The following is a 23,962-nucleotide window of genomic DNA, read 5'->3' as shown; positions in this document are numbered from 1 at the left end:
CCCCGGGACCTATTGGAGGTGGAGGGGCGGCGCGTGGTGACCTGGTCCGCGGACCTGGACCAGACACCCGTGGGAGGAGGGCGCGACCGTGGCCGCTGCCCCGAGAAGTATCCGCCATCTCGACCGACCGCAGCCCCAGCATCTCCGCCGGGAGCATGCCCGCGTCGTGCTGCGTCCGGGGCGGATCCTCGCGGTGCTCGCCCTCGTCGCCGTCCTGGTGCTGGCCGGCGGGATGGCGGGCACCGTGACGCATCTGCGGGGGAACATCACCACGGCGCCGCTGCGCACGGGGACGGACGCCGCGCAGGGTGACGCGGAGGAGGGCGATCTGACCATCCTGCTCCTGGGCTCGGACAGCCGCGACCTCGCCGAGGAGTCCTTTGGGGAGGCCGACGGCTCCCGGCGCAGCGACGCGATGGTGCTCGCGCACCTCTCGGCCGACGACGGACGGATCGACGCCGTGCAGCTGCCGCGGGACACCCTCCTGGACCTCCCGGCCTGCGCCGATACGGGACGCGGATCCTTCTCCGGCGGTCGAGGGATGCTGAACTCGGCGCTGAACTACGGCCCGGCCTGCTCGGTCGCCGCGGTGGAGGAGCTGACCGGGGTGCGGATCGACCACTTCGTCGAGCTCGACTTCGAGGGCTTCATCGCGATCATCGATGCCCTGGGAGGCCTGCCCGTCTGCCTGCCCGAGTCGATGGAGGACCCCGCAGCGGATCTCGACCTGCCCGCCGGCGAGCAGACCCTCGACGGCAGGGACGCCCTGGCCCTCGCCCGCACCCGGCACGCCGTGGGCGACGGCAGCGACATCGCACGGCTCGGGCACCAGCAGATCGTGATGTCCGCCGTGGTGCAGGAGGCGACTAGCCGCCAGGTGGTCGCTCGCCCGGACCGGCTGTACTCCTTCCTGGATGCGACGACCTCGGCGCTCACGGTCGATCCGGGGCTGAGCGCGATCGGCGACATGGCGTCGCTCGGCAGCAGGGTCTCCCGCGTGCCCACGGAGAGCATCACCTTCGTGACCATGCCGTGGGAGCCGGCGCCCGGTGACCCCAATCGGGTGGTGCCGTCCGCGGAGGCCGAGGCCGTGTTCGAGGATCTGGCGGGCGACGTGCCGCTCGCGGTCGCAGGCGCCGGCAGCGGACACACGACGTCGTCGGAGCCGGAGGGCACCGAGGGGCCGGACAGTGGCGAGGCGTCGTCCTCGCAGGAGCCGACGTCGGACGCCGAGGCACCGGCCGACGGGCGTGCCGAGGAGTCTTCGACCTCGACCACCGGGACCACGGTCCGCACGGCGGACGTGGATCTCTGCTCGGACTGAGGACGACTCCTGAGGCCGACGGGGTGTCCCGCCCACAGAGGCCTGGGAGAGCGTCGGCGAGGAGGGGCGGTGCGCTGGCCGTGACGGCGGCGGGGTCTCAGGCGCCGGGCTGGACCTCGACGGTCCGCAGCCATGCCGGCAGGTCCAGGACCTCCGGGACGAGCGCCCTCACCTGCGCGAGATCGGCCTGGTAGGCCGCGGACTCGGCGAACCAGCGGAACATGGCCTGCATGTCGTAGGAGTCGTCGAGCACGGAGAGCGGCAGCGCCTCGTACCGGGCCGGCATCCCCGTGTGCTTCGCGTAGGCCGCCGCGATCTGGGAGCCGGTGAGCTCGTCTCCGGCGATCTCGATGGCACCGTCCGGGATGCTCCGCGGGTCCAGGAGTGCGGTCGCCGCGACGGCGCCGATGTCCTTGACCGCGACCATCTGCAGCGGGACGGCGTCGGGCAGCGGCAGGTGCACGACGATCTCGTCGCCCTCGAGCGAGGGACTCATGCCCAGGAGGTTCTCCATGAAGAACGCGGGCCGGACGAGGGTCGTCGGCACGCCCAGGCTCTCCAGGTGCTCCTCGACGCGGCGCTTGGACTCGAAGTGGGGGACCGCGGTCTTGCGCTCGGCACCGCCGACGGAGCTGTACACGACATGGGGCACGCCTGCCTGCTTCGCGGCGTCGGCCAGGGCGATGCCCTGTCGGGTCTCGCCCTCGGTGTCCTCCGTCTGGACCCCACCGGGAGGGGTGGTCATGAAGAACAGGGCCCGCACCCCGTCGAGGGCGGGGACGAGGCTCGCGGGCTCGTCCGCGTCGGCCTGCACGAGTTCCACGCCGCGCTGGGCGAGGACCTGGGCGCGGTCCGAGGCGGGATCGCGCACGAGAGCGCGGACGCTGGCGCCCTTCGCGAGCAGCGCGTCGAGGACGGCACCGCCCTGCTGGCCGGTGGCTCCGTAGACGGCGATGGTTCCAAGGGGGGTCATGGCGTGCTCCTTCGGTGAGAGGTCGTGCGGTCAGGTCTGGAGGTGTGCGCTCTGGGGCGCTCGACGCGTCATCGGGCGATCAGCGGAGCGAAGAGGTGGTCGAGGGTCCGGTGGAGTCGGGTGCGATCCAGGCCCGCCCGCACGGTGAGCTGGAAGCCGGAGAAGGCGGTGACCAGCGCGCCGGCAGCTGCACCGACGTCGACGTCGGCGGGAACGGTGCCCGCGGACTGCCCTTCGCGGAGGTGGGCCGCGAAGGCGTCCTCGAGCTGTTGGAAGTCCTCGTCGACGCGAGCGCGCACCTCCTCGTCCCGTGCGCCGCGCTCTGCGGCCTGGTTGGTGCTCATGCACCCGAACTGCTGCCGCGGATCGCTCGCACCGTCGACGATCCGCTCGAAGAAGACGCGGATCCCGTGCGGCGAGGCATGCCCGTCCAGGGCATCGCGAAGGCCCACCGCCTGCTGCTGCCGGTAGCAGTCGTAGGAGGCGAGGAAGAGGTCATGCTTCCCGCCGAAGCCGGCGTAGAGGCTGCTCCTGCTCAACCCCGTCGCCGCCAGCAGGTCCGCCATGGACGTCCCGTCATAGCCGTGCTCCCAGAACGCGTCCATGGCGCTCGTGAGCACTGCGTCTCGATCGAATTCCGGCGTGCGTGCCACAGGATCGTCTCCTCCTATCGGGACCGAGCGGTCCAATATGGGGACCGTACACCATCGGGACCGATCGGTCCAGTATGGGGGGGTCGCCCGGGGCCCCGACCTGGTCGGATCGTCGGCCATCAGGCATCGCCTGCCATCATCGAGACATGGACACGCACCCTGAGCGCCTCGCACGTGGCGAGTGGTATCTCGACGACGACGAGCTGCAGGCACGGCGCCGGCAGTGCTGGCGGCTGCTGGACACGTTCAACGCCGCGGCGGCCGACGAGGACGCGCTGCGCCGGGAGACCCTGCTCGCGATGCTGGGCCGTGTGGGGGAGGGCGCCGTGGTGGTTCCCCGCTTCCAGTGCACCTTTGGCACGAACATCCAGCTCGGGGAGTCCGCCTTCGTCAACGCGAACGCGTTCTTCATGGACGATGCGCCCATCTGCATCGGCGCGAACGCCCGGCTCGGGCCGGGAGCGCAGCTGATGACGGCGCTGCATCCCGTCGAGGACCATGCACGTCGCCGCGAGGGCTGGGAGCAGGCGCTTCCCATCTCCATCGGGGAGAACACGTGGCTCGGCGCCTCGGTCACGGTGGGTGCCGGCGTGACGATCGGGCGCAACACCGTGATCGGTGCGGGCAGCGTGGTGCTGCGCGACATCCCCGACCACGTCGTCGCCGTGGGCAGCCCGGCGACCGTCATCCGGCATCTCCCTGTCGAGGGCGACGCTGCCGGGCCGCTGTGATCAGCGCGTCGATGACGATCCGAACCGGCGGGATCCTCCGGTCCCGCGCGTAGAGTGCCCACGATGCTCACCACTGCGGACACCACCTCGACCCCGTCCCGCGTGCTCGAGGAGGCGAAGCGACGCCGCACGTTCGCGGTGATCTCGCACCCGGATGCGGGCAAGTCGACCCTCACCGAGTCGTTGGCGCTGCACGCCCGCGTCGTGGACCGGGCCGGCGCGACCCACGGCAAGGCGAGCCGTGCGGCGAGCCTCTCCGACTGGGGCGAGGTCGAGCGCGAGCGAGGCATCTCGATCACCTCGACGGCCCTGCGCTTCGACTATCACGACGTGGTCTTCAACCTGCTGGACACCCCGGGGCACTCGGACTTCTCCGAGGACACCTACCGGGTGCTGACCGCGGTGGATTTCGCCGTCATGCTCGTCGATGCCGCCAAAGGCATGGAGGTCCAGACGCGCAAGCTCTTCGACGCCTGTCGGCGACTCGGACTCCCCGTCGTGACCGTGATCAACAAATGGGACCGACCGGGCCTGGACGCCCTCGAGCTCCTCGACGACATCCAGGAGGCCACGGACCGCACACCGGTCGCCGTGAACTGGCCCGTGGGGTATGCCGGGGAGTTCCGCGGGCTGATGGAGCCCGGATCGCCGAGCTATCTGCGGCACGAGGTGGTCGCCTCGGGTGCGCGCCTGGCCCATGAGGAGCTCGTCGACGGTGCCACCGACAGCGGCCTGGGCGAGGAGCTCTGGCGCGATGCGGTCGAGGGAGCCGGAGTCGCCGCCGAGCTCAACGGAACGTTCGATGCCCAGGCGTTCCTCGACGGCGAGCAGACCCCCGTGCTGTTCACCGCCGCCGCGGGGAACATCGGCGTGCGGTATCTGCTGGACTTCCTCCTCCACCACGCGCCGGCACCCCGGCCGCGTCCCGACCAGGCGGGGGCGCCCCGGCCGCTCGACGCCGCGTTCTCCGGCTACGTGTTCAAGATCCAGGCGGGCATGAACCCGGCCCATCGCGACCAGGTCGCCTTCGTGCGCGTGAACTCCGGGGTGTTCAGCCGGGGGATGGAGCTGCGTCATGCGCAGTCCGGTCGCCCGGTGTCCTCGAAGTACGCCCATCACCTCGTCGGACGGAGCCGAGCCACCGTCGATGAGTCCTGGCCCGGCGACATCGTCGGCTTCGTGAACACCACCGGCCTGCACGTCGGGGACACCCTCCATGAGGGCAGACAGGTCATCTTCCCAGGCATGCCCCGCTTCGACCCGGAGCGCTTCCGCGTTGCCCGATCACTGGACACCGCTCGCCACAAGCGCTTCACCAAGGGCCTCGCTCAGCTCGAGGAGGAGGGCGCCATCCAGCTGCTCCGGGACGCGAACGGCAGTCCCGGCGGGCCGGTGCTCGCGGCGGTCGGGGAGCTGCAGTTCGAGGTCGCCTTCGAGCGGATGCGGCGTGAGTTCGGGGTCGAGATCGCGCTCGATCCGCCGATGCCCTATGGGCACTCGCGCCCGTTCTCACGTTCAGAGGTCTCCCGGATCGCGTCGATCAGCGGGGTCGAGGTGCTCTACCGGCCCAGCGGCGAGCCCGTCGCGCTCTTCCGGGACCGCTGGCGGCTCTCGCGGGTGCTGGAGGAGTACGCGGACGTCTTCCCGGAGTCTGCCTCGCGCACGTGACGTCGCCCCAGAGGTCTACGACGGGGAGTCCGCCTATCGGTCCAGGTGCTCATCTGCCCGCTCCCAGCCCACGCCGGACAGAACAGCATCCAGGGCGGTCTCGGCGGAGACCGTGGCGTCGAACACGAGCTCCGGCAGAGCCTCGACCGGGTCGGTCGGTCTGTACCAGGAGCTCACCTGCTCCTCGCTCACCTCCGCTGCCAGGGGCTTCGTGCGGTGCCGACGCAAGGTCTCCGCAAGGGCGAGGTCATAGCGATAGCAGCGGCTCACGCCGCGGTGGTCGTTCACGAGGCGCGCGAGCATGTCCCCGTAGATCTCGGAGTGCAGGATCCCCTCGACCACCACGTGCAGACCATGGTTCAGAGCGAACCGGGCCGACAGGTCGATGTACTCCACGCTCAGTGCGCCGGGATGGTCGCGCACGCGGAGGATCTCGCGGCGCAGGATGTCGTGGCTGATGATGGCGACACCCCGGGGGCGTGCGTGCCGGATCTCGTGGGCGAGCTGGGTCTTCCCGCTGCCGGAATTCCCGCGGATGATGATGAGTCGCGATGCCGTCGTGCCGATCATGTCGCTGTGACCTCTTCTTCTCGATCCCGGTGCGCGACTCTGCCGCCCTCACGGTAGCGGCCGTCCGCTACCGCATCGAGCGTCGGATCCGACGTGCCACCCAGTCTGGAACGCCGCGCTCGCGCCGTAACCGGTGAGCAGGTGGTCCGAGTGCTCCTCATGCCCGAGCGCTCGATGCGCGACGGGTGGAGTGAGACCGAACGGTCGATTTCCCGCTCAGGGGTCGAAGTTGGCGCGCCGAACGTGTCTACTCGGGGCACAGCGACGCCGCGACGAAGGAGATCTCTGAGATGACCTCGTACGACTATCTGATCATCGGCGGAGGCCAGGTGGCGGACGACGCCGCCCGGGCGCTTCGCGAGCACGATGCGGACGGCACCATCGGCATCGTGAGCTCCGACGAGGACGCTCCCTACACCCGGCCCGCCCTGACCAAGAAGCTGTGGATCGACCCGGACTTCGGTGAGGACTCCGTCCCGCTGAACACGGCCGAGGACACCGGCGCCGACCTGCGCGTGCGCACCGTGGTGACCGCGATCGACCGGAGGGCGAAGCAGGTCGAGCTCGAGGCCGGTGAGCGGATCGACTACGGGAAGCTGCTGCTGGCCACCGGCTCGGAGCCGCGCCGGCTCGACGGCCCGGAGGACGAGCGCATCATCCACTTCCGCAGCTTCGCGGACTATCGCACCTTGCGGCACCTGATGACCGACGGGGCCCGCGCGGTGGTCGTCGGCGGCGGGTACATCGGCGCGGAGGTCGCCGCCTCCCTCTCGCTCAACGGCGCCCACGTCACCCTCGTGTTCCCCGACGAGATGCTCGGCGCCTCGCAGTTCCCGCCGAGCATCGCGGAGCGCTACCAGAAGCTGTTCACGGACCACGGCGTCGAGCTGCTCCCCGGTCGACGAGCGGAGGCGCTCACTGTGCAGGACGACGCGGACGTCGGCGTGACGCTCGATGACGGGACCGCCGTCGGCGGCGACATCGTGGTCGTCGGCCTGGGCGCCGAACCCCGCTTCGACCTGGCCCGCCAGGCCGGGCTGGAGGTCTCCGAGGGCGTCGTGGTCGACGAGCATCTGCGCACGTCCGACCCGTCGATCTGGGCGGCCGGCGACATCATCGAGTACCCCGACGCGATCCTGGGCCGCACCCGCATCGAGCACGTCGACCACGCGCGCGAATCCGGCGCGGCCGCAGGGCGATCGATGGCCGGGTCCGAGGCACCCTACGAGCACACCCCCTACTTCTACTCGATGGTCTACGGGGTGCGCTGGGAGGCGGTGGGCGCCCTGGATCCCTCCCTGGAGACTCTGGAGGTGCACCACGACACCGCGCACCGCGTCGTCTACTACCTCGACGACGGCGGGCGCCCCGTCGGCGTGCTGATGTGGCAGATCGATGGGGCACGGGACGCCGCACGCACGGTGATCGCCGACGCGATCACGGACCGGGACCTGCTGCGAGGAAGCATCGGCTGACCATGGATCTGCACATCACCGGCAAGAAGGCACTGATCACCGGAGCCGATTCCGGCATCGGCTGGCACACCGCCCAGGAGCTCGTGCGCGAAGGCGTCACGGTGTTCCTCACCGACCGTGACCCCGACGAGCTCGCCCGCGCCGCGGAGGCTCTCGAGGCGCCGGAGAGCCAGGTGCTGCACCACGCCGCCGACGTCACCAGCCTCGAGGAGATCAGCGCGCTGGACGCGGCGGTCCAGGAGGCCGTCGGCGACATCGACATCCTCGTCCACGCCGCCGGGGTCACCGGGGCGCAGGGGCTGTTCCACGAGATTGACGACCAGGGCTGGGTGGACACCCTCACCACGGACCTGCTCGGCGCCGTGCGCATCACCCGGCAGTTCCTGCCCGCGCTGCGTCGGGGCGGCTGGGGCCGCCTGGTGTTCCTCACGTCGGAGGACGCCGTGCAGCCCTACGACGACGAACTGCCCTACTGCGCCTCCAAGGCCGGCCTGCTCGCGCTGTCCAAGGGTCTGTCGCGCACCTGTGCGCGGGAGGGTCTGCTGGTCAACGCGGTCTCCCCGGCCTTAATCCACACGCCGATGACCGACGCGATGATGGACAAGCGCTCCGCGGAGCTCGGCGTCGACCGCGATGAGGCGATCCGTTCCTTCCTCGAGGAGCAGCGACCCCATCTCGCGCTCAAGCGCCGGGGCGAGCCCGAGGAGGTCGCCGCGGTGGTCGCCTTCCTGTGCTCGGACCGGGCCTCGTTCGTCACCGGCTCGAACTACCGGGTCGATGCGGGGTCGGTCGCGACGATCTGACGAGCCGACGGCAGCGGGGTCCTCACCGGGCCGGTGCGGCAGACTCCGCGGGAGCGCGTGAGGTGCTGTGCCGGCCCGCCGCGCCGATGATCAGCAGGCCCACCAGGGTGAGCAGGGCGCACGCGAAGAAGGTCGCGCGCTGGCCGAGGACGGTCGCACCGCCGAGCACGATCAGCGGCCCGGAGAGGACCGCGCCGACGCGTCGGGTGTTCATGTACAGCCCGGTGGACAGACCAGGCCGCGGGATCATCTGCTGGAACAGCGTGAGCCCCACCCCGCCGATGCCCGCGAAGCACCAGGCATTGAGCACCTGCAGCGCGATCAGGAGGAACGGCCCCGTCACGGCGGCGACACCGAGGTAGTAGACGATCCCGGCGAGGCAGCTGGTGACGATGAGGCCCAGGCTCGAGTACCGCTCGGTGAGCCGGCCGACGATCATCAGCGCCGGCACCTCGAGACCGGCGGCGACACCGAGAGCGACCCCCGCCCACACCACGTCGATCCCTACGGTCTGCGGCACGTACACGGCGAGGAACGACATGCTGGTCGCGTTCGTCGCCTGCAGCAGCACGAACGCCGCGGTGACGAGCACGACCCCGATCTTCCCGAGCGGCAGCTCCTCGTCGGCCGGTGCGGGCGTCGAGGGGTCGTCGGCCGAGAGCGCGGCGCGGTGACCGCGGATCATGAGCATCGTGGTGGCGATGTTGGCCAGGGCCACGAGGCCGATCGCGAGGAGGATTGCGCGGGGCCCGAACCAGCCGATGATCAGCGTCGCCATCGGTGGGCCGGCGACCCACGCGACCGAGACGATCGCGCGGGTGTCGACGATCTGGGAGGGCCGCGCACCGGCATGGCGCAGGTGCGCGAACAGCATGGAGATGCCGACACCGGCCGGGCCGCCGACCACCACCAGGACGATCGTGACGAGGGGAAGCGTGGTCACCACGGCGAGCACCAGCACGAGCAGCAGGGTGAGCGCGCCGCTGAGCAGCATCGGCCGCAGATAGTCCAGGTGACGATCCGCCCAGGCGGGCACGACGAGGGAGGCGATGAAGCCACTGACGTTGTAGATCGCCAGCACCCAGCCGATCTCTGCCGTGGTCGCGCCGTAGAGGGTGGAGAGGATCAGCGCGAGCGAAGGGCTGAGGAAGGCGATCTGCAGTCCCCACATCAACGCGGAGGTCGGCACCAGGAAGCGGTTCAACGGGAAGGTCCTCGGGTCGGGCGGTGTGGTGGTCAACTGCGGGCGCCCTGCGACGACCGGTGCGTCGCCAGGGCGGTGGTGGCACCGTATGTCCTCCGGATGCCGAGGTGCGAGGAACGGCTGATCCGTGTACTGGCAGTTCCTCCTTGCCGCGTCACGGCAGCCCTACCGTGGGGTGCATGGACCATCGAGCAGAGGTGTCGGAGTTCCTGCGCACCCGCAGGGACCGGATCACGCCGGAGCAGGCAGGCATCATCGGCGGCTCCCGGCGTCGCGTGCCCGGCCTGCGCCGGGAGGAGGTGGCGTTGCTCGCCGGCGTGAGCGTCGAGTACTACGCGCGGATGGAGCGCGGTGAGCTGGCCGGGGTGTCCACCGAGGTGCTGGAGTCGATCGCCCACGCCCTCAGGCTCGATGAGGCCGAGATCGATCATCTGGCGGACCTGGCGCGCACCGCTGGCCCGCGCCCTGTCCGCAAGCGCAGGAAGCCCAGTGCGCGCGGTGTGCCCCCGGCGTTCCAGCGCTTCCTCGATGCGGTCACCGGTGCTCCGGTGTGGGTCCGGGACCGACGGATGGACTTCGTGGCCGCCAATCCGCTGGGGCGGGCCTTGTATGCACCGCTGTTCGAGGACCCGACGGGCCGGGCGAACACGGCACGGTTCACGTTCCTCGACCCCGCGGCGCGCACCTTCTTCCTGGAGTGGGAGGAGAACGCGGACAGCATCGTGGCGACGATGCGCACCTATGCCGGGCAGAACCCCCTGGACAAGGGCTTGACGGACCTGATCGGCGAGCTCGTGACCCGCAGCGACGCCTTCCGGCAGCGCTGGTCGGTGCACGACGTGCGCCATCATCGCGGCGGAGTGAAGCGGCTCCATCATCCGGTGGTCGGGGACCTCGAGCTCAGCTACGAGGCGATGGACCTGCCGGCGAACCCCGAATGGTTCATGTTCGCCTACACGGCGGAGCCCGGCACTCCCTCCGAGGAGCGGCTGAGGCTCCTGGGCAGTCTCGCCGTCACCGAGCAGTCGGCCGAGACGGTCAGCGACGACGGAACGGCGCGGCGCTGACGGGCGCACTCACCGTCGGACCTCCCGCGGGGCGCTTTCGGGCGCCCGTCGGTCGGCCCGGGATCAGGCGCGGCCCGCCCGATGGCGGCCGGTCACGGCATAGAGCAGCGTCATCACGACGAGGAATCCTGCGCCCACCCCGAGCGCCGTGTGATACGCGGGCTGCCACACCATGATCCCGAACGTGAACACGATGAAGGCGATCGCGAAGAGCTGCCCGAACGGCCACAGCGGCACCGGGAAGGCGAGCTCGGTGCGCTCCTGGCGGGACATGCCGCGCCGGGAGGCGACCTGCGCGAGCAGGATCATCAGCCACACGAAGATCGTGGCGAAGGTGGCCAGGGAGGCGACGATCGTGAAGACCTCGTCCGGCAGCGCATAGTTCAGCAGCACGCCCACCACGAGCACTCCGAGCAGGGCGACGGTCGTGACCACGGGAACGCCCCGCATCGTACGGGCCATGGCGCGCGGGGCCAGCCGTTCGCGGGCCATCCCCGCGACCACGCGGCCGGCCCCGAACAGGTCGGCGTTGATCGCGGACAGCGCCGCGGTGAGCACCACGACGTTCAGCAGCGCGGCCGCCCAGTTCACCCCGAGGGTGTCGAAGATCTGCACGAACGGCGACTCCTCGCCGGTGATCTCGCGCCAGGGGTTCAGCAGCAGGATCACCCCGATCGCGAGCACGTAGAACAGCAGGATCCGCACGGGCACCGTGTTGACGGCCTTGGGGATCGCGGTGCCCGGGTCCTCCGCCTCGGTGCCCGCCACACCGATGATCTCGGTGCCGCCGAAGGCGAACAGCACCAGGATGAACGCGGAGATCATGCCGCCGGCGCCGTGCGGGAAGAAGCCGCCGTCGGCCGTGAGGTTCGCCAGCCCCGTGGCGGTGCCCGCGTCGCCGAGACCGAACACGAGGATCGCGGCGCCGCCCACGATCATCGCGATCACGGCAGTGACCTTGATGATCGTGAACACGAACTCGAGCTCCCCGAACCAGCGCACGCTGGCGAGGTTCGCCGCGCCCACGATCAGCAGCGTGAGGGCCACCCAGATCCACTGCGCGGTGTCGGGGAACCAGAACCGCATGTAGATCGCGATCGCGGTGAGGTCGGCCAGGCACACGATGAGCATCTCGAACGCGAACATCCAGCCGGTGATGTACCCGGCCCAGCCGCCCAGGAACCGCCGGGTGTACTCGGCGAACGAGCCCGAGATCGGCATCCGCACCGCCATCTCGCCGAGCGCCCGCAGCATGAAGTACACGACCGCGCCGCCCAGCAGATAGACCAGGAGGACCGACGGCCCGGCCGCCTGGATCGCCCCGGCGGAGCCGTAGAACAGTCCGGTGCCGATCGCGGAGCCGAGCGCGATGAAGTGGATGTGCCGCGCCTTCAGCCCCGGTGCCCGGCGGGCGGTGTCGGGGGCGGACGACGGCTGCGTGGTCGTGCTCATCGTGGGGAATGCTCCGGAGATGCGATGCGCGCTCGCCGAGACCGGGCGCGGTGAGGAACAGGGAGGCAGGGATCTGCCTCCGACACGGTACGTCCGCTCGCGGTCGGGCAGTGCGAGCCGGTGCGGCCCTGGGGCATGGATCACGCCCCGGACCGGAGTGCGCGAAGGCGACGGGCACGGCGAGTACGGCACGGTTCACGGTCGCGTACACCGAGGAGCCCGGCGTCGGCCGGAGCCTCAGCAGGACCGGATATCCGGGAGCGGACGCGAGGTGCCGCGCAGCGAGCGCTGGTACCGACCAGGGGTCTGCCCCACCAGAGCGGTGAACGCGTCGATGAAGGCGCTGGGATTTGCCCATCCACACGCTGTCGCCGTGTCCACCACGGAGAGGCCGTCAGTGAGCAGCAGCAGAGCACGGTGGATGCGCAGCTGGATGCGCCACTGGCGGAAGCTCATGCCCGTGGTCTGCTGGAAGAGGCGGCTGAGGGTGCGCTCGCCGGCCCCGATCCGTCGTCCGAGCTGCTCGAGCGTGGCCGGGTTCTCCATGTCGTGCTCGACGAGATGGGTGAGTTTTCGGAGGCGCTCGTCACGGGGCTCGGGAAGGTGCAGCGGCTGCTCCGGGGCGGCGGTGAGCTCATCGATGATGACCCGCCGCAGCCGGTCCCGACTGCTCGCGGTTCGCGGAGCGTCGCTGGTCAGGGCGAGGGTGGCCTCGCGCGCGAGCGCCGTCACCGCGAGCACAGAGGGGTGTGCGGGCAGGAGTTCGGCGACGGCATCCGCCATGAACACGATGCGCATGTCCGTCGCGCCGTGCGCACGATGCTGGTGGACCGAACCTGCCGGGATCCAGGCGGCGCGATTCGGCGGCGCGATCCAGGAGCCGTCCTCGGTGACCAGCGAGAGCACCCCGCTGGCGGGATAGACGAGATGACCCTGGTCGTGGACGTGCGACGGCGTGCGTTCGTCGTGCCCGAGCACGTGGATCTGCTCGGGAACCAGGGAGTGAAGGCGGGATTCGAGCATCATGGGTCAGCGTACCGGTTGTGCGCCCCGTGTTCGGAGTGTCCAATGGAGGGGCCGCCGTGGTCGTCGTGTGAGCCCCAGTGGGCCCGGGCATCGCCGCTGGCAGCATTCCGTGGCCTTCATGACTGACAAGGAGCACAGCCCGTGCCCGCTGACGACCCCTCCCCGCTGGACGACTACCCGATCCCGGGCGGGCAACCGCCGGAGCCTGTCGAGATCGGGGCCCCACCCGAGGCCGTGCGCGGCCGCTGGGGACTGCTGCTGCTCGGCGCCGGCTTGATCCTCATCGGGCTGAACCTGCGCATCAGCGTCGGCTCCATCGGGCCCGTCCTCGGGGACATCCGTGCCTCCCTGGGCTTGTCGGCGACGATGGCCAGCCTGCTGACCACGATCCCGGTCTTCGCGTTCGGGGCCTTCGCCTTCTTCACGCCCGCGCTGACGCGCCGCATAGGGATGCATCGGTTGCTGGGAGCGACGATGATCGCCCTGGCCGTGGGGATCACTCTGAGACTTCACCCCAGCCTCATCGCCCTGTTGCTCGGCACAGTGATCGTGGGCGCCGCAATCGCGATCGGCAACGTCGTCATGCCGCCAGCCATCAAGCAGGACTTCTCGCACCGGGCAGGACTGATGATGGGGCTGTACTCGACGGCGCTGTTCGTCGGAGCGGCCGCGGCATCCGGCCTGACGGTGCCGATGCTCCCGCTCACGGGCGGTGGCTGGCGTGCTGCGCTGGCGCTCTGGGCGGTGCCGGCCGTGCTGGCCGCCGTGGTCTGGATCCCGCAGATCCGGCGTGCCCCCGGTCGTATGAGGGCCGGCAGCGACGTCGCGGACGCCCCTTCCGAGCGTGGTGAGCCGCCGCTGCGCTCGATCTTCACCCACCCGACCGCTCTCGCCGTGACGGCGCTCATGGGCCTGCAGAGCACCAGCTACTACGCGGCGCTGACCTGGGTTCCCACGATCCTCCAGGATGCCGGGATGGCGCGCGGGACGGCCGGATGGATGCTGTCCTACTCCGCCTTCCCTGGCATCCTCGCCGCGCTGGTGACGCCCACGATCGCCAGGCGACTGCGGCCTCTGTGGCTCCCTGTCCTGATCGCCGTGCTGCTCACCGCTGCCGCGTACCTCGGCCTCGCCGTCGTCCCGACCAGCGCCACCTGGGCGTGGATGACCATGATGGGCCTGGGGCAGGGCGCCTCGATCAGCCTGTCGCTGACATACATCGTGTGGCGCTCACCGGACACGCACCACACCGGCCAGCTCTCCACCATGGCGCAGGGGTTCGGGTACCTCCTGGCGGGCCTCGGCCCCATCGGCCTCGGGGCCGTGCACGCCCTCGCGGGCGGCTGGGACGTCCCCCTCATCGCGCTCGGCGTCCTGCTGATCGCCCAGCTCACAGCCGGTGTCGTCGCGAGTCGGCCCGTCCATATCCGCGCCAGCATCCCCGCTCAGCAGCGGTCTCTCGAACGCACGGCGGCCTGAGACGTGACGGGCGTGACGGGCGTGACGATCGCCACGACCGGGCCATCCGCTGAGGTCATGCGCTCAACGTTGGTCCGGATCTGTGAACCGCGCGTCGGTTTCCTGGGATACGGGCGTCTGCTCGTTCAGAAGTCCCAGTCCTCGTCGCTGGTGTTCTCTGCCGTGCCGATGACGTAGGACGAGCCGGATCCGCTGAAGAAGTCATGGTTCTCGTCGGCGCCAGGGGACAGGGCGGCGATGATCTCGGGGTTCACCTGGGTCTCCTCGGCGGGGAAGCGCGCTGGATAGCCGAGGTTCATGAGCGCCTTGTTCGCGTTGTAGCGGACGAAGGCGGCGACGTCGTCCATCAGGCCGAGCGGTTCGTACAGCTCGCCGGAGTACTGCAGCTCGAGCTCGTAGAGCTCCTCGAGCAGGGAGTAGGTGAACTCCCGCATGTGCTCGCGCGTCGCGTCGTCGTGGTGTTCGAGGCCCCGCTGGTACTTGTAGCCGGAGTAGTAGCCGTGCACGGCCTTGTCCCGCAGGATCAACCGGATCATGTCGGCGGTGTTCGTCAGGGTGGCACGGACGGAGAAGTGCAATGGCAGGTAGAAGCCGGCGTAGAGCAGCAGCGAGGACAGCAGTGTCGAGGACACCTTGCGCTTGAGCGGATCGTCCCCGTAGTAGTGCTTCAGCACCTTCTTGCACCGTTCCTGCAGCAGGTCGTTGTCGACAGCCCACCGGTAGGCGCTGTCGATCTCCGGAGTGCTGGTCAGCGTGGAGAACACGGACGAGTACGAACGGGCGTGCACGGACTGCATGAAGGCGATGTTCGTGTAGACGGCCTCTTCGTGCTCGGTGCGGGCGTCCTGGATCTGGCAGACCTCTCCGACGGTCGCCTGGACCGTATCGAGCATCGTGAGCCCGGTGAAGACGCGCATCGTCAAGGTGCGCTCCTCCTCTCCCAGCCTCCTCCACGCCTGGAGATCGTTGGACAGCGGCACCTTCTCGGGGAGCCAGAAGTTCGCGGTCAGCCGGTTCCACACCTCGAGATCCTTCTCGTCGGTCACGCGATTCCAGTTGATCGGACGCAGTCGGACGGAGGGGTCGTGGCGGTAGGTGGGCGGAGTGACGGAGCGCTCGGTGAGAGCGACGGCAGCTGTCGGAGTGGTCATCGGTGTCCTTCGTCGGTGAGGGTGGAGGGGATTGAGTGGTCGGCGGCGCGGTTCACGCAGGGACGTCGGTCGCTGCGGATCGTTCCCAGAACTGGTCCAGGCCATCGTCTACGCGCGCCACGTCCTGGGGCGTGCCGAGCAGCTCGAAGCGGTACAGCACCGGCACCTGGCATTTCGCGGAGATCACCGGGCCGGCCAAGCAGTAGTCAGCGCCGAAGTTCGTGTTGCCGGCGGCGATCACCCCGCGCAGCAGACCGCGATTGGTGGGGTCGTTGAGGAAGCGGATGACCTGCTTGGGGACGGCTCCCGACAGGGTGCCGCCGCCGTAGGTCGGGACGACCAGGACATAGGGGCGGTTCATGTGCAGCGACCCTTCGATCCGGGGCCGCAGGGGTATCCGCGCCGACGGGCGTTGAAGCCGTTCGACGAACCGGTGCGTGTTCTCCGAAACGCTCGAGAAGTGCACGAGGTCGGGCGTCTCGGGAACGACGGACTCCGTCGCAGCGCTCGCGCCGCTGTCGTGGCGCCATGGAAGTGACATCTTCGGAGATCCTCTCGATCGCCGGGCGGCACTAGATGTAGTGATGTGGACGGGCTGGGGCCCTAGATCTAGTTGTAGCACGCAGAACTACGGTGAAGCAAAGTCGCAAGTACGACGCGACGAACTCTGCTCGCCATGGCGGACCGAGGACCATGGGGCTGATGCGTGTGCTGTGCGGAGAGCGGTCGGCCGCTCAGCGCGGAGACACTCCAGTGATGAGTGCTCCGTGGGCGACCGGGCACACTGGGTCGATGGACGATCCACCAGAAGGGGCCGGCACCCCGCGCGACCGGGCCGGGCAGCTCGCCTCCAGGCGCCATGAGATGCAGATGCAGCTGCAGGACATCGAACGCGAACTCGCTGCCTTGAGGCGCTCGCGTGAGGGTGCGGCGGACGATGACGAGCACGACCCCGACGGGGTGCCGCTGTCGGAGCAGTGGTCCCGCCTGGAGGGCCTGCGGCTCGCACGCCTCGAAGCGCTCGCCGGGATCGACGACGCGACGGAGCGCCTGGCACGTGGGGAGGACGGTGTGTGCCGATCCTGCGGGAACCTGATAGCTCCGGCCCGGCTGGCCGTCCGCCCCGAAGTCACCACCTGCATCGACTGCGCGCCCTGAGTGCACAGGTGTCCGGGAGCACACGCTTCCCGGTGCCGAGCATCATGCGGAACAGGAGGGCGCCGTATCGGTCGATGGGGTCCGCTTCTCTGGGTCTGCGGGCGAGTTCGGCACTCCCGTGGATGAAGATCGCACTGCCGTCCTCTCACTTGACCTCGGCGATGTCTTCGACGCTGCGGAGGAGCCGGGTCTCGCCCCATACGCTGAAGAGGTCCGCCTCGTCGAGCGGCTCGGACACGACGAGCTCGAGCTTCGCGAGGCCCTGGTGCGCGGCATGGTCGTCGGATCCCGACCACACGGGCGCGAAAGTGCTCGTAGCTGCGCCGCCCGAACAAGAGTGCCGAGGCCTCGGCGATCTCCTCGCCGTTCAGGAGAAGGACTCCGGGTTGAACAGGGTGGTGAGCGCCCAGCCTTCCAGAGGGTGTCCCTCAACAACCCCCTCAGTAGTACCCATGAACAGTCAGGCAACGCGGATCCCGTAGAGCAGTGCACGGACCGCCGTGACGATGAGGGCAACCATCCGGGTCTATCGCTGTGCCGTCGTCATGGCCTACTTCGCTTCGAGGGCTCAATCGTCGCTGAATCAGGTGGGCTCGCTTCCGAAGGTCTGCGGTGGGACGCGGACGAGGCTTCGAAGAGGATCTCAGCGCGCTCACGCGGGGTGTGGTGCCGATCGAAGTCACGCTCGTTTGGGATCCAGACGTCGTGCCACAACGCTTCGTGATCCCGACCGAGCGCTCGATCCCGTGCGATGCCACGTCGTGCGGCGACGTCGAGCTCGACGTCGCACCAGATCCGGATGTCGAGATGGGGAAGTGCGTCCGGATGGAAAAGTCCGATGAGGTCGACGATGAGGAGATCGGTGCGAGGGAGAGGCTCGGGATCGGCCAGGGACCGTGTGGACCAGTCGAAGCGACGGAAGGTGCCAGGCCGCTCTTGGCGTAGCGGGTCCAGGACCTCCGTGACAAGGCGTGTGCGGTCGACGCCGTCCCAGTCCGAGGACCTCTGGTGCGATCGACACGGGTCCAGGAAGTCATCCCCGCGAAGTCGCACCGCGCCGGGGAGCGATTCCGCCAAAAAACGGGCCAGGGTCGACTTTCCCGATCCGGCGTATCCGGAGATCCCGACGATGAGGGGCTGCCGCGTCGTGCGACGGAGAGAGGAGATGTGCTCGAAGATGCCGTCACGGTCCATCGGGCGAGTGTAGGCGCCGCACCGGATCCGCCTCTTCTGCGTCAGTCCGCCGTGCCGGCCGGACGCTCGAAGATGACGCGCGATTCCAGGAACCCCTGAGCCTGGAAGAAGCGGTGAGCCTGCTTGTTGAAGGACCATGAGTCCAGGCGCACGGTGTCGGCGGATGCCTGCCGCGCCCTCTGGGCGATCTCCTCCATGAGGAGTGCGCCGACGTGCTGACGGCGAGCGTCCTCATCGACCGCGATGTGATGCACGTACACAGACCTGTGGGCGAGGAGGAAGGGCGAATCGGGCCGCGAGACCACCTCCGCCAGCAGGTATCCGAGGGCCTTCCCGTCATGATCGCCCGCAATGAGGAGGATCGCGCCGTCCGCGAGGCGGGCGACCAGGAAGTCGCGCAGCGCACTCTCGTCGGCCGGGCGGAAGAGATCCGGGCGCCCCTCGGCGTGGAGCGTCTGCACCTGAACCGCGAGGCAGGTCAGTGCTTCGACATCATCGCTCGTCGCATCACGGACGCGGATCGGTGGGGTCTGCATGGGTGGAGCGTAGCCGCGTGCCGAGCCCGGCGAGCGGTGCTCACCGGGCTCGTTCCACGCGTGGGTCAGGCGGCCGACGGGCGCGCGGGATTCACGCGCTACAGCGCGTACGCGTACTGCTCGAGGAATCGGGGAGCCTCCCCGAGCTCGCGGGACGCGTGGTTGGCCCAGGACGGGTCGCGAAGCATCTCGCGGCCGACGAACACCGCGTCGGCCTCACCGTTGCTGAGCAGTTCGGCGGCGCGGCGGGCGTTCTTCACCCGGCCGACTGCGGCGACGGGGACCGTCGTGTCCGTGCGCAGGCGTGCCGCGTAGCGCGTCTGATAGTCCTCCTCATGCGGGATCGGCACGATGTCGGTCCCTCCGGAGGAGGCGTCGACCAGGTCCACGCCGTGCTCGCCGGCCCAGGCGGTCAGCTGGGCGGACTGCTCGTAGGTCCAGCTCTCCCGGGAGTCCTCGGGGTTCTCCTCGACCCAGTCGGTCGTGGAGATGCGCAGGAAGACGGGCGCGTCCTGCGGCCAGACCGCGCGGACGGCGTCGATCACCTCGAGCGCGAGCCGGGCGCGGCCGGCGAGATCGCCGCCGTACTCGTCGGTGCGCTGGTTGGAGATGGGGGAGAGGAAGGAGTGCAGCAGGTAGCCGTGCGCGGCGTGCACCTCGGCCACCTGGAAGCCGGCCTCGAGGGCGCGGCGGGCCGCCTCGGCGAACGAGGTCACGACGGCCGCGATGTCCTCACGGCTCATCTCATGCGGGACCGGGCCGCCGGGGAAGGCGACCGGGCTGGCGCCGTACGGCATCCATCCGTACTCCTCGGTGCTCAGCCAGTCGCCGCCCTCCCACGGGCGGCCCGTGGATGCCTTGCGGCCGGCGTGCGCGAGCTGGATGCCCGCCACCGCTCCCTGTGCGCGGATCGCCGAGGCGATGCGCGCGAAGTCGGGGGTCTGTGCGTCGTCCCAGATCCCCAGGTCGAAGGGCGAGATGCGGCCTTCGGGGGCCACGCCCGTCGCCTCGACCATGACCAGTCCGGCGCCACCGGCGGCTCGGGCCGAGTAGTGGGCGAGGTGGAAGTCGGTGGGGCGCCCGGCCGCCGACGGCGAGGGATCCGCGCTGTAGGTGCACATGGGGGACATCCAAGCCCGGTTGGGGATCTCGAGGTCGCGGAGCCGGATGGGGCTGAACAGGGTCGTCACAGGAGGGGTCTCCAGAGGTCGTCGGATAGTACGAGGGTCACCGTACTACGAGAAGAATAGTACTATGGAGGTTGTTCCGAGAGACCAGGAGGCGACGGTGCGCTCACTCCCTCACCCCGACGTCCAGGAGATCGCCCTCGATCAGGTGCTCTCCGCACTGGCGGACCCGATCCGCCGGGTGATCGTCAGTCAGCTCGCGGGCGGGCATGACGATCAGGCCTGCATCGCCTTCGACCTGCCGGTCACGAAGTCGACGTCGACCCATCATTTTCGGGTGCTGCGAGAGGCCGGCATCATCTCGCAGCGCTACCGCGGCACCGCCATCCTCAACTGCCTGCGCGATGAGGAGCTGGCGGAACGCTTCCCGGGCCTGCTCGACGCCGTCCTCGCGGCAGAGGGTTCCGAAGTGCAGGGCACGACGGCGACAGCTGCCGCCGCTCGCCGACTCTGACTGCCATCGTCGAGCCTTGGCAGACCGAGGGGTTTGAATGAGCTCTCTGCTCAGGGCCGACGGGCGATCACGCGAAAGGTGTGCCAGTGCTTGGGGCCGCTGAAGGAGCGGCCGTCGCGTTCTTCCTCGGTGAGCTCGAGGATCTCGAGTCCGTACAGGAGCAGATCCGCCGGAGGCAGCTCTCGCAGCTGAGCGAGGTCGACGCTCGTGTGATGGATCGGCAGCTGCACAGAGAGCGCCGCCATGGGGCGCTCGACGCTCGCGTCCCCGTCGACGGTGTGCACGGTGAAGCCGCTCTCGGCCAGGAAGCGTGCCTCGACACCGATACCGCATCCGAGCTCCACCGCTGTCGCCGGTCCGTCGGTCCGCGAGCGCTCTGCTGCCAGCTCCCCGGCGCGACGGGCGAGCGGCCGCACGGGTCGTGCCTGCTGGGCGACGTTGTACGCCGAGAAATCCCGGTTCGAGCTGCGGCGTTGCATGGCCACGAATCCTATCGGTGTGTGGCGCGGCGTCGCGGGCCTTCGCGGCAGGTTTCTGCGTCGGCGCTGTTCGCGACGAGCATCGATGTGCTCGCCTGCGTCTGAGCAGCAGCTCCGGGTGACGTGCTCAGACGGCGCTGTCGAGGCCGTGCCGCCTGCTCCCGAGCACCCGTTCGCAGTTCGCCGCCTCCGCAGCGGGGGAGAACGGATCGTCAGCCTCGTCAGCCTCGTCAGCCTCGTCAGCCTCGTCAGCCTCGTCAGCCTCGTCGGCCTCGTCGGCCTCGTCGGTGTCAGGTCTGCGAGCGGCCCAGACGAGTCGCGTGGTGCGCAGGGTGAGGTCGGATCGGGACAGGATGCTGTGCGGGCTCGTGGTGTCCAGGAGCTCATCGAGAGCAGCGAGGTCCTCGGCGGGCAGGAGCTCCGCGCCCGCTCGGCGGAGTCCTGTGAGCGCGGCGAGGGCGTAGGGCCCGATCGCCTCGTTCTCGGTGCTGTCGATGGCGACGTCCAAAGCCAGGTGGGCAGCGACCTCCAAGCCGGCGGCAGTGAGCTTCGGCGCCCAGTCCGAGCCCCGATGAGGCATGCGGGCGGAGGTCGACGGCTCGAGGGCGGCGTGGCAGCGTTCCTCCAGGCCGGGACGGCCCTCAGGCGTGTCCGGCGAGAGGAATCTGGGGAGTCCGGAGAGTTCGAGGACGACGAACAGACCCTTGTCGCCGAGAGCGTCTCGGACGGTGCGAAGGGCGCGGTCCGGGTCGGCGAGGTGATGCATCGACGCCGAAGCCCAGACGAGATCGGGCCTGCCCAGATCGGGCCAGTCGGCCGCGTCGAGATCGACCTGCAGGGTCCGGATGCGGTCGTCGAGTCCGTCACGGCGTGCACGGTCGCGGAGGAGCTCGAGGTGCTCCGCGGAGGAGTCGACAGCAGTCACGACGGCGTCGGGGAACGCGTGCAGCAGCGCGAAGGTGCCGGCACCGGTCCCGGCGCCGAGGTCGACGATCCGTGTCGGAGCGCTGCGCACAGGCATCCACTCGATCACCGCATCGACCTGGTCGGCCATGACCTTTGCGTCCAGATCGAGCACCTGCGCCTGGATCGCATCGGCATGAGGGTGGGCCGTCGGGCCGTGCGCATGAGGTGAGTGCTGGTGGGGCGTGGTCGTCCTCATCGGGCGCTCGCCCCCGCGAGCACGAACTCGCCGACCATCGCGGAGGCCGCGGCAAGGCCGCTGGCTGCAGCGTTGACCACTTGGCCCATGGGCTCGCTGGCGTTTCCGGCGGTCCGCACGCCCGGCACGTCAGTGGATCCGCTCGGCCCGGTCTCGATCTGCGTCGCCATGGTGTGGCCGTCCACGGCGAACTCGGTGGGCTGCAGTCCCAGGGGCGCGAGGAAGTCAGCGCGAGCATGCACGACGGGCGCCACGACCAGAGCGTCCAGCTCGATGCGCGTTCCGTCCTCGAGCACGACACCGCTGAGGCGATCGCTCTCGCTCAGCACCTCCGTGACGGTCCCTGAGGCGACGGCGATTCCCCGACGAGCGAGATCCTCGTGCTGTTCGGCGCTCGGCGCGGTGGTGTGCGCCAGCAGGGTCACGTGCGGGCTGAGCAGGCGGAACATCATGGCCTGGTGGGCTGCCATGGGGCTGGTGGCGAGCACGCCCACCCGCTGGTCCCGCACTTCGTAGCCGTGGCAGAAGCCGCAGTGGATCACGTCCTTGCCCCACCTCTCCGCCAGGCCCGGCAGCTGCGGGAGCTCATCCCAGCCACCGGTCGCCACGATCACGCGACCGGCAGTGAGCCGTTCGTCGGCCACGTCCAGGGTGAACGCGCCCAGCTCGCCGCGGACCGCGTCGACCGTCCCCCTCACGAACTCGCCTCCGAAGCCGTCCACCTCGTCCCGGCCGAGCCGGTAGAGCTCCTCGGGTGAGACGCCATCGCGGCTCAGCAGGTTGTGGATGTGGCCGGCAGGTGCATTGCGCGGCGTGCCGTCGTCGATCACGACGACGGAGCGTCGGAAGCGCGAGAGGGCCACCGCGGCGCTCAGGCCCGCGGTGCCACCGCCGATCACTGCCACGTCATAGGTCGGGCCGTCGTCTGGTCGGACGGTTTCGGCGGGAGGGAGGGACGCGGTGGGGTCGCCGTGGCCCTCGGAGGCTGTCTGGTGGGGGTCAAAAGATTCTGGGTGCATGCACCCAGAATGTCGAGACATCCCATGGCCCGCAATGACTCTTGCGGTAACCGCAAAAACTGGTGGACGGGGCGGATCTATGCCTCGGAGCGGGTGGACCGCCGGTGGGCCTGCTCGCCGTCCGCATCGAACATGGTCAGGATCTCGACCGTCCCCTCGAGGGTGCCGATGGAGTGCGGGGTCATCGTGCTGAACTCGGCGGCCTGGCCGGCTTCCACGGTGATCCGCCGCTCTCCCAGATGCAGCAGCGCGACGCCGGAGAGGACCATGAACCATTCCCGGCCAGGATGGACGGCCAGGCTGCCGGGCCCGTGCCGCCGCTGGCTGGTGATCCGCATCTTGGCGACCAGGGACCCGCCGTGCTGCGGGGAGTCCCGCGAGAGAGCCCACATGGTCAGGCCCGGTTCTTCGTGGGGAATCGGGCGGATGACCACGTCGTCGTCCTGATCCGAGGCGACCAGCTGATCGATCGTCGTCTCCAGCGCTCGGGCCAAGGGTGCCAGCTGCTCCAGACCGATGCTGCGATGGCCGGTCTCGATGCGGCTCAAGGTCGACGCGCTCAGCTGGCACCGCCCCGCGAGAGCCTCCAGGCTCCACCCGCGCGCCTGCCGCAGCCCCCGGATGCGCTGGCGCACCACCGTGGAGACCTCGGATCCGGAATCGGCTTCGTCACTCATGCCCGCACGACCTCTCCTCGAAGTGCTCCGAGTATCGCCCATCTCGTGAAGGCCCACGTCGCGACGCAGTCATTCAGGTGAGGTCGAGGAAGGCCTGCAGCTCGGCGAAGGCGGCGGGGATCACCGAGTAGTAGGCCCAGCGTCCACGTTGTTCGCGAGTCAGCAGTCCGGCGTCGACGAGCTTCTTCGTGTGGTGGCTGACGGTGGGCTGGCTGATGCCGAGCTCCTTCGTGAGATCGCAGGCGCAGACCGTCTGGCAGCCTTGGCTGGCGATGTGGGAGAGCAGCCGCAGGCGCGTGGGATCGGACAGGGCTTTGAGGAGTGCGGCGAGGCGCTCGGCGCTTGCGATCTCGAGGGGGCCGGTCGAGAGTGAGCAGCACCCCTGGCCGCCGGCTGCCGACGGGGCGTAGCCCGTTGCTGAACTCGCAGTCATGCCCTCACCTTACATTGACGAACATCAATGTGTCTGCGTACCGTTCGCATCGACAACCATCGATGCAAGGGAGTTCTGGACCTCGTG

26 protein-coding genes are annotated in these 23,962 nt (G+C 69.6%); 9 read left to right on the top strand and 17 right to left on the bottom strand.

What is annotated here, in order from left to right; translation table 11 throughout:
- Positions 1-88: 88 nt before the first annotated feature.
- Positions 89-1,324 carry an LCP family protein gene (locus CIK71_RS08620; protein ID WP_245857409.1) on the top strand — a complete coding sequence of 412 codons (1,236 nt, stop codon included), beginning with the start codon at positions 89-91 and terminating at the stop codon, positions 1,322-1,324.
- Between the two features lie 97 nt (positions 1,325-1,421).
- On the opposite strand, the gene CIK71_RS08615 is transcribed toward CIK71_RS08620, so the two are convergent.
- Positions 1,422-2,297 (bottom strand): NmrA/HSCARG family protein, encoded by an 876-nt coding sequence (locus CIK71_RS08615; RefSeq protein WP_096164797.1) that lies wholly within the window; start codon positions 2,295-2,297, stop codon positions 1,422-1,424.
- Between the two features lie 68 nt (positions 2,298-2,365).
- Positions 2,366-2,950 carry a TetR/AcrR family transcriptional regulator gene (locus tag CIK71_RS08610; RefSeq protein WP_217990154.1) on the bottom strand — a complete coding sequence of 195 codons (585 nt, stop codon included), beginning with the start codon at positions 2,948-2,950 and terminating at the stop codon, positions 2,366-2,368.
- A 146-nt stretch (positions 2,951-3,096) separates the two neighbouring features.
- Between CIK71_RS08610 and CIK71_RS08605 the strand changes: the two genes are divergently transcribed.
- Positions 3,097-3,681: a sugar O-acetyltransferase gene (locus CIK71_RS08605; RefSeq protein WP_096164795.1), complete on the top strand. Its 585-nt coding sequence runs from the start codon at positions 3,097-3,099 to the stop codon at positions 3,679-3,681.
- Positions 3,682-3,744: 63 nt separating this feature from the next.
- Complete coding sequence (locus CIK71_RS08600; RefSeq protein ID WP_096164793.1) at positions 3,745-5,349, top strand: peptide chain release factor 3; 1,605 nt, start codon at positions 3,745-3,747, stop codon at positions 5,347-5,349.
- Between the two features lie 33 nt (positions 5,350-5,382).
- On the opposite strand, the gene CIK71_RS08595 is transcribed toward CIK71_RS08600, so the two are convergent.
- Positions 5,383-5,919: an AAA family ATPase gene (locus CIK71_RS08595; protein ID WP_096164792.1), complete on the bottom strand. Its 537-nt coding sequence runs from the start codon at positions 5,917-5,919 to the stop codon at positions 5,383-5,385.
- Between the two features lie 290 nt (positions 5,920-6,209).
- Here CIK71_RS08595 and CIK71_RS08590 point away from each other — a divergent pair, with 290 nt between their 5' ends.
- Both CIK71_RS08590 and CIK71_RS08585 read left to right on the top strand, forming a co-directional pair.
- Positions 6,210-7,394: an NAD(P)/FAD-dependent oxidoreductase gene (locus CIK71_RS08590; protein WP_096164790.1), complete on the top strand. Its 1,185-nt coding sequence runs from the start codon at positions 6,210-6,212 to the stop codon at positions 7,392-7,394.
- Between the two features lie 2 nt (positions 7,395-7,396).
- Positions 7,397-8,197 carry an SDR family NAD(P)-dependent oxidoreductase gene (locus CIK71_RS08585; RefSeq protein WP_096164788.1) on the top strand — a complete coding sequence of 267 codons (801 nt, stop codon included), beginning with the start codon at positions 7,397-7,399 and terminating at the stop codon, positions 8,195-8,197.
- A gap of 22 nt (positions 8,198-8,219) precedes the next feature.
- Here CIK71_RS08585 and CIK71_RS08580 read toward each other — a convergent pair whose 3' ends face one another.
- Positions 8,220-9,437 carry an MFS transporter gene (locus CIK71_RS08580; protein WP_241963906.1) on the bottom strand — a complete coding sequence of 406 codons (1,218 nt, stop codon included), beginning with the start codon at positions 9,435-9,437 and terminating at the stop codon, positions 8,220-8,222.
- A gap of 143 nt (positions 9,438-9,580) precedes the next feature.
- On the opposite strand from CIK71_RS08580, the gene CIK71_RS08575 reads away from it, so the two are divergent.
- A complete protein-coding gene (locus CIK71_RS08575; protein ID WP_096164785.1) occupies positions 9,581-10,468 on the top strand; it encodes a helix-turn-helix domain-containing protein in 888 nt (295 codons plus the stop codon).
- Positions 10,469-10,531: 63 nt separating this feature from the next.
- Here CIK71_RS08575 and CIK71_RS08570 read toward each other — a convergent pair whose 3' ends face one another.
- Complete coding sequence (locus tag CIK71_RS08570; RefSeq protein WP_096164784.1) at positions 10,532-11,920, bottom strand: amino acid permease; 1,389 nt, start codon at positions 11,918-11,920, stop codon at positions 10,532-10,534.
- Positions 11,921-12,157: 237 nt separating this feature from the next.
- The gene (locus CIK71_RS08565) at positions 12,158-12,946 is read right to left on the bottom strand and encodes an AraC family transcriptional regulator (protein WP_241963907.1); all 789 of its coding nucleotides are present in this window, start codon (positions 12,944-12,946) and stop codon (positions 12,158-12,160) included.
- A gap of 141 nt (positions 12,947-13,087) precedes the next feature.
- Between CIK71_RS08565 and CIK71_RS08560 the strand changes: the two genes are divergently transcribed.
- Positions 13,088-14,425 carry a CynX/NimT family MFS transporter gene (locus CIK71_RS08560; RefSeq protein ID WP_096164782.1) on the top strand — a complete coding sequence of 446 codons (1,338 nt, stop codon included), beginning with the start codon at positions 13,088-13,090 and terminating at the stop codon, positions 14,423-14,425.
- A 125-nt stretch (positions 14,426-14,550) separates the two neighbouring features.
- On the opposite strand, the gene nrdF is transcribed toward CIK71_RS08560, so the two are convergent.
- Positions 14,551-15,576 (bottom strand): class 1b ribonucleoside-diphosphate reductase subunit beta, encoded by a 1,026-nt coding sequence (gene nrdF, locus CIK71_RS08555; protein WP_096164780.1) that lies wholly within the window; start codon positions 15,574-15,576, stop codon positions 14,551-14,553.
- 52 nt (positions 15,577-15,628) lie between these two features.
- A complete protein-coding gene (gene nrdI, locus CIK71_RS08550) occupies positions 15,629-16,117 on the bottom strand; it encodes a class Ib ribonucleoside-diphosphate reductase assembly flavoprotein NrdI (RefSeq protein ID WP_096164779.1) in 489 nt (162 codons plus the stop codon).
- 251 nt (positions 16,118-16,368) lie between these two features.
- Between nrdI and CIK71_RS08545 the strand changes: the two genes are divergently transcribed.
- The gene (locus CIK71_RS08545) at positions 16,369-16,734 is read left to right on the top strand and encodes a TraR/DksA family transcriptional regulator (RefSeq protein WP_096164778.1); all 366 of its coding nucleotides are present in this window, start codon (positions 16,369-16,371) and stop codon (positions 16,732-16,734) included.
- A gap of 145 nt (positions 16,735-16,879) precedes the next feature.
- On the opposite strand, the gene CIK71_RS17705 is transcribed toward CIK71_RS08545, so the two are convergent.
- From CIK71_RS17705 to CIK71_RS08530, 4 genes are all read right to left on the bottom strand, one after another.
- Positions 16,880-17,032, bottom strand: coding sequence for a hypothetical protein (locus CIK71_RS17705; protein WP_158541896.1), 153 nt, complete (start codon positions 17,030-17,032; stop codon positions 16,880-16,882).
- A 245-nt stretch (positions 17,033-17,277) separates the two neighbouring features.
- Complete coding sequence (locus tag CIK71_RS08540) at positions 17,278-17,928, bottom strand: uridine kinase family protein (RefSeq protein WP_114304897.1); 651 nt, start codon at positions 17,926-17,928, stop codon at positions 17,278-17,280.
- A 41-nt stretch (positions 17,929-17,969) separates the two neighbouring features.
- Complete coding sequence (locus tag CIK71_RS08535) at positions 17,970-18,464, bottom strand: GNAT family N-acetyltransferase (RefSeq protein WP_096164776.1); 495 nt, start codon at positions 18,462-18,464, stop codon at positions 17,970-17,972.
- Between the two features lie 98 nt (positions 18,465-18,562).
- The gene (locus tag CIK71_RS08530) at positions 18,563-19,654 is read right to left on the bottom strand and encodes an NADH:flavin oxidoreductase/NADH oxidase (RefSeq protein ID WP_096164774.1); all 1,092 of its coding nucleotides are present in this window, start codon (positions 19,652-19,654) and stop codon (positions 18,563-18,565) included.
- A gap of 97 nt (positions 19,655-19,751) precedes the next feature.
- On the opposite strand from CIK71_RS08530, the gene CIK71_RS08525 reads away from it, so the two are divergent.
- On the top strand, positions 19,752-20,105 hold the full coding sequence (locus tag CIK71_RS08525; protein ID WP_245857406.1) for an ArsR/SmtB family transcription factor: 354 nt from the start codon (positions 19,752-19,754) through the stop codon (positions 20,103-20,105).
- 50 nt (positions 20,106-20,155) lie between these two features.
- On the opposite strand, the gene CIK71_RS08520 is transcribed toward CIK71_RS08525, so the two are convergent.
- The 5 genes from CIK71_RS08520 to CIK71_RS08500 form a co-directional block, all read right to left on the bottom strand.
- On the bottom strand, positions 20,156-20,584 hold the full coding sequence (locus CIK71_RS08520; RefSeq protein ID WP_245857405.1) for a class I SAM-dependent methyltransferase: 429 nt from the start codon (positions 20,582-20,584) through the stop codon (positions 20,156-20,158).
- Positions 20,585-20,711: 127 nt separating this feature from the next.
- Complete coding sequence (locus CIK71_RS08515) at positions 20,712-21,746, bottom strand: class I SAM-dependent methyltransferase (protein WP_096164770.1); 1,035 nt, start codon at positions 21,744-21,746, stop codon at positions 20,712-20,714.
- Positions 21,743-22,765, bottom strand: coding sequence for an NAD(P)/FAD-dependent oxidoreductase (locus tag CIK71_RS08510; RefSeq protein WP_096164769.1), 1,023 nt, complete (start codon positions 22,763-22,765; stop codon positions 21,743-21,745). The genes CIK71_RS08515 and CIK71_RS08510 overlap by 4 nt, the downstream gene beginning before the upstream one ends.
- Positions 22,766-22,842: 77 nt before the next feature.
- Positions 22,843-23,442 carry a helix-turn-helix transcriptional regulator gene (locus tag CIK71_RS08505; RefSeq protein WP_096164767.1) on the bottom strand — a complete coding sequence of 200 codons (600 nt, stop codon included), beginning with the start codon at positions 23,440-23,442 and terminating at the stop codon, positions 22,843-22,845.
- 73 nt (positions 23,443-23,515) lie between these two features.
- Positions 23,516-23,875, bottom strand: a complete 360-nt coding sequence (locus tag CIK71_RS08500) for an ArsR/SmtB family transcription factor (protein ID WP_096164765.1) — start codon at positions 23,873-23,875, stop codon at positions 23,516-23,518.
- Positions 23,876-23,962: the final 87 nt, after the last annotated feature.

Origin of the sequence: Brachybacterium alimentarium, assembly GCF_002332425.1 — a bacterium.
In the GTDB taxonomy this organism is placed as follows: Bacteria; Actinomycetota; Actinomycetes; order Actinomycetales; family Dermabacteraceae; genus Brachybacterium; species Brachybacterium alimentarium.
The sequence above is the reverse complement of the archived record's forward strand: the minus strand, read 5'-3'. Positions and strand labels throughout refer to the sequence as shown.

What these genes read in the sequence shown, in the direction of transcription:
- CIK71_RS08615 (WP_096164797.1), bottom strand. Translation starts at nt 2,297, where the DNA reads ATGACCCCCCTTGGAACCATCGCCGTCTACGGAGCCACCGGCCAGCAG.
- CIK71_RS08605 (WP_096164795.1), top strand. Translation starts at nt 3,097, where the DNA reads ATGGACACGCACCCTGAGCGCCTCGCACGTGGCGAGTGGTATCTCGAC.
- CIK71_RS08600 (WP_096164793.1), top strand. Translation starts at nt 3,745, where the DNA reads ATGCTCACCACTGCGGACACCACCTCGACCCCGTCCCGCGTGCTCGAG.
- CIK71_RS08595 (WP_096164792.1), bottom strand. Translation starts at nt 5,919, where the DNA reads ATGATCGGCACGACGGCATCGCGACTCATCATCATCCGCGGGAATTCC.
- CIK71_RS08590 (WP_096164790.1), top strand. Translation starts at nt 6,210, where the DNA reads ATGACCTCGTACGACTATCTGATCATCGGCGGAGGCCAGGTGGCGGAC.
- CIK71_RS08585 (WP_096164788.1), top strand. Translation starts at nt 7,397, where the DNA reads ATGGATCTGCACATCACCGGCAAGAAGGCACTGATCACCGGAGCCGAT.
- CIK71_RS08575 (WP_096164785.1), top strand. Translation starts at nt 9,581, where the DNA reads ATGGACCATCGAGCAGAGGTGTCGGAGTTCCTGCGCACCCGCAGGGAC.
- CIK71_RS08570 (WP_096164784.1), bottom strand. Translation starts at nt 11,920, where the DNA reads ATGAGCACGACCACGCAGCCGTCGTCCGCCCCCGACACCGCCCGCCGG.
- CIK71_RS08565 (WP_241963907.1), bottom strand. Translation starts at nt 12,946, where the DNA reads ATGATGCTCGAATCCCGCCTTCACTCCCTGGTTCCCGAGCAGATCCAC.
- nrdF (WP_096164780.1), bottom strand. Translation starts at nt 15,576, where the DNA reads ATGACCACTCCGACAGCTGCCGTCGCTCTCACCGAGCGCTCCGTCACT.
- nrdI (WP_096164779.1), bottom strand. Translation starts at nt 16,117, where the DNA reads ATGTCACTTCCATGGCGCCACGACAGCGGCGCGAGCGCTGCGACGGAG.
- CIK71_RS08545 (WP_096164778.1), top strand. Translation starts at nt 16,369, where the DNA reads ATGGACGATCCACCAGAAGGGGCCGGCACCCCGCGCGACCGGGCCGGG.
- CIK71_RS08540 (WP_114304897.1), bottom strand. Translation starts at nt 17,928, where the DNA reads ATGGACCGTGACGGCATCTTCGAGCACATCTCCTCTCTCCGTCGCACG.
- CIK71_RS08535 (WP_096164776.1), bottom strand. Translation starts at nt 18,464, where the DNA reads ATGCAGACCCCACCGATCCGCGTCCGTGATGCGACGAGCGATGATGTC.
- CIK71_RS08520 (WP_245857405.1), bottom strand. Translation starts at nt 20,584, where the DNA reads ATGCAACGCCGCAGCTCGAACCGGGATTTCTCGGCGTACAACGTCGCC.
- CIK71_RS08515 (WP_096164770.1), bottom strand. Translation starts at nt 21,746, where the DNA reads ATGAGGACGACCACGCCCCACCAGCACTCACCTCATGCGCACGGCCCG.
- CIK71_RS08510 (WP_096164769.1), bottom strand. Translation starts at nt 22,765, where the DNA reads ATGCACCCAGAATCTTTTGACCCCCACCAGACAGCCTCCGAGGGCCAC.
- CIK71_RS08505 (WP_096164767.1), bottom strand. Translation starts at nt 23,442, where the DNA reads ATGAGTGACGAAGCCGATTCCGGATCCGAGGTCTCCACGGTGGTGCGC.
- CIK71_RS08500 (WP_096164765.1), bottom strand. Translation starts at nt 23,875, where the DNA reads ATGACTGCGAGTTCAGCAACGGGCTACGCCCCGTCGGCAGCCGGCGGC.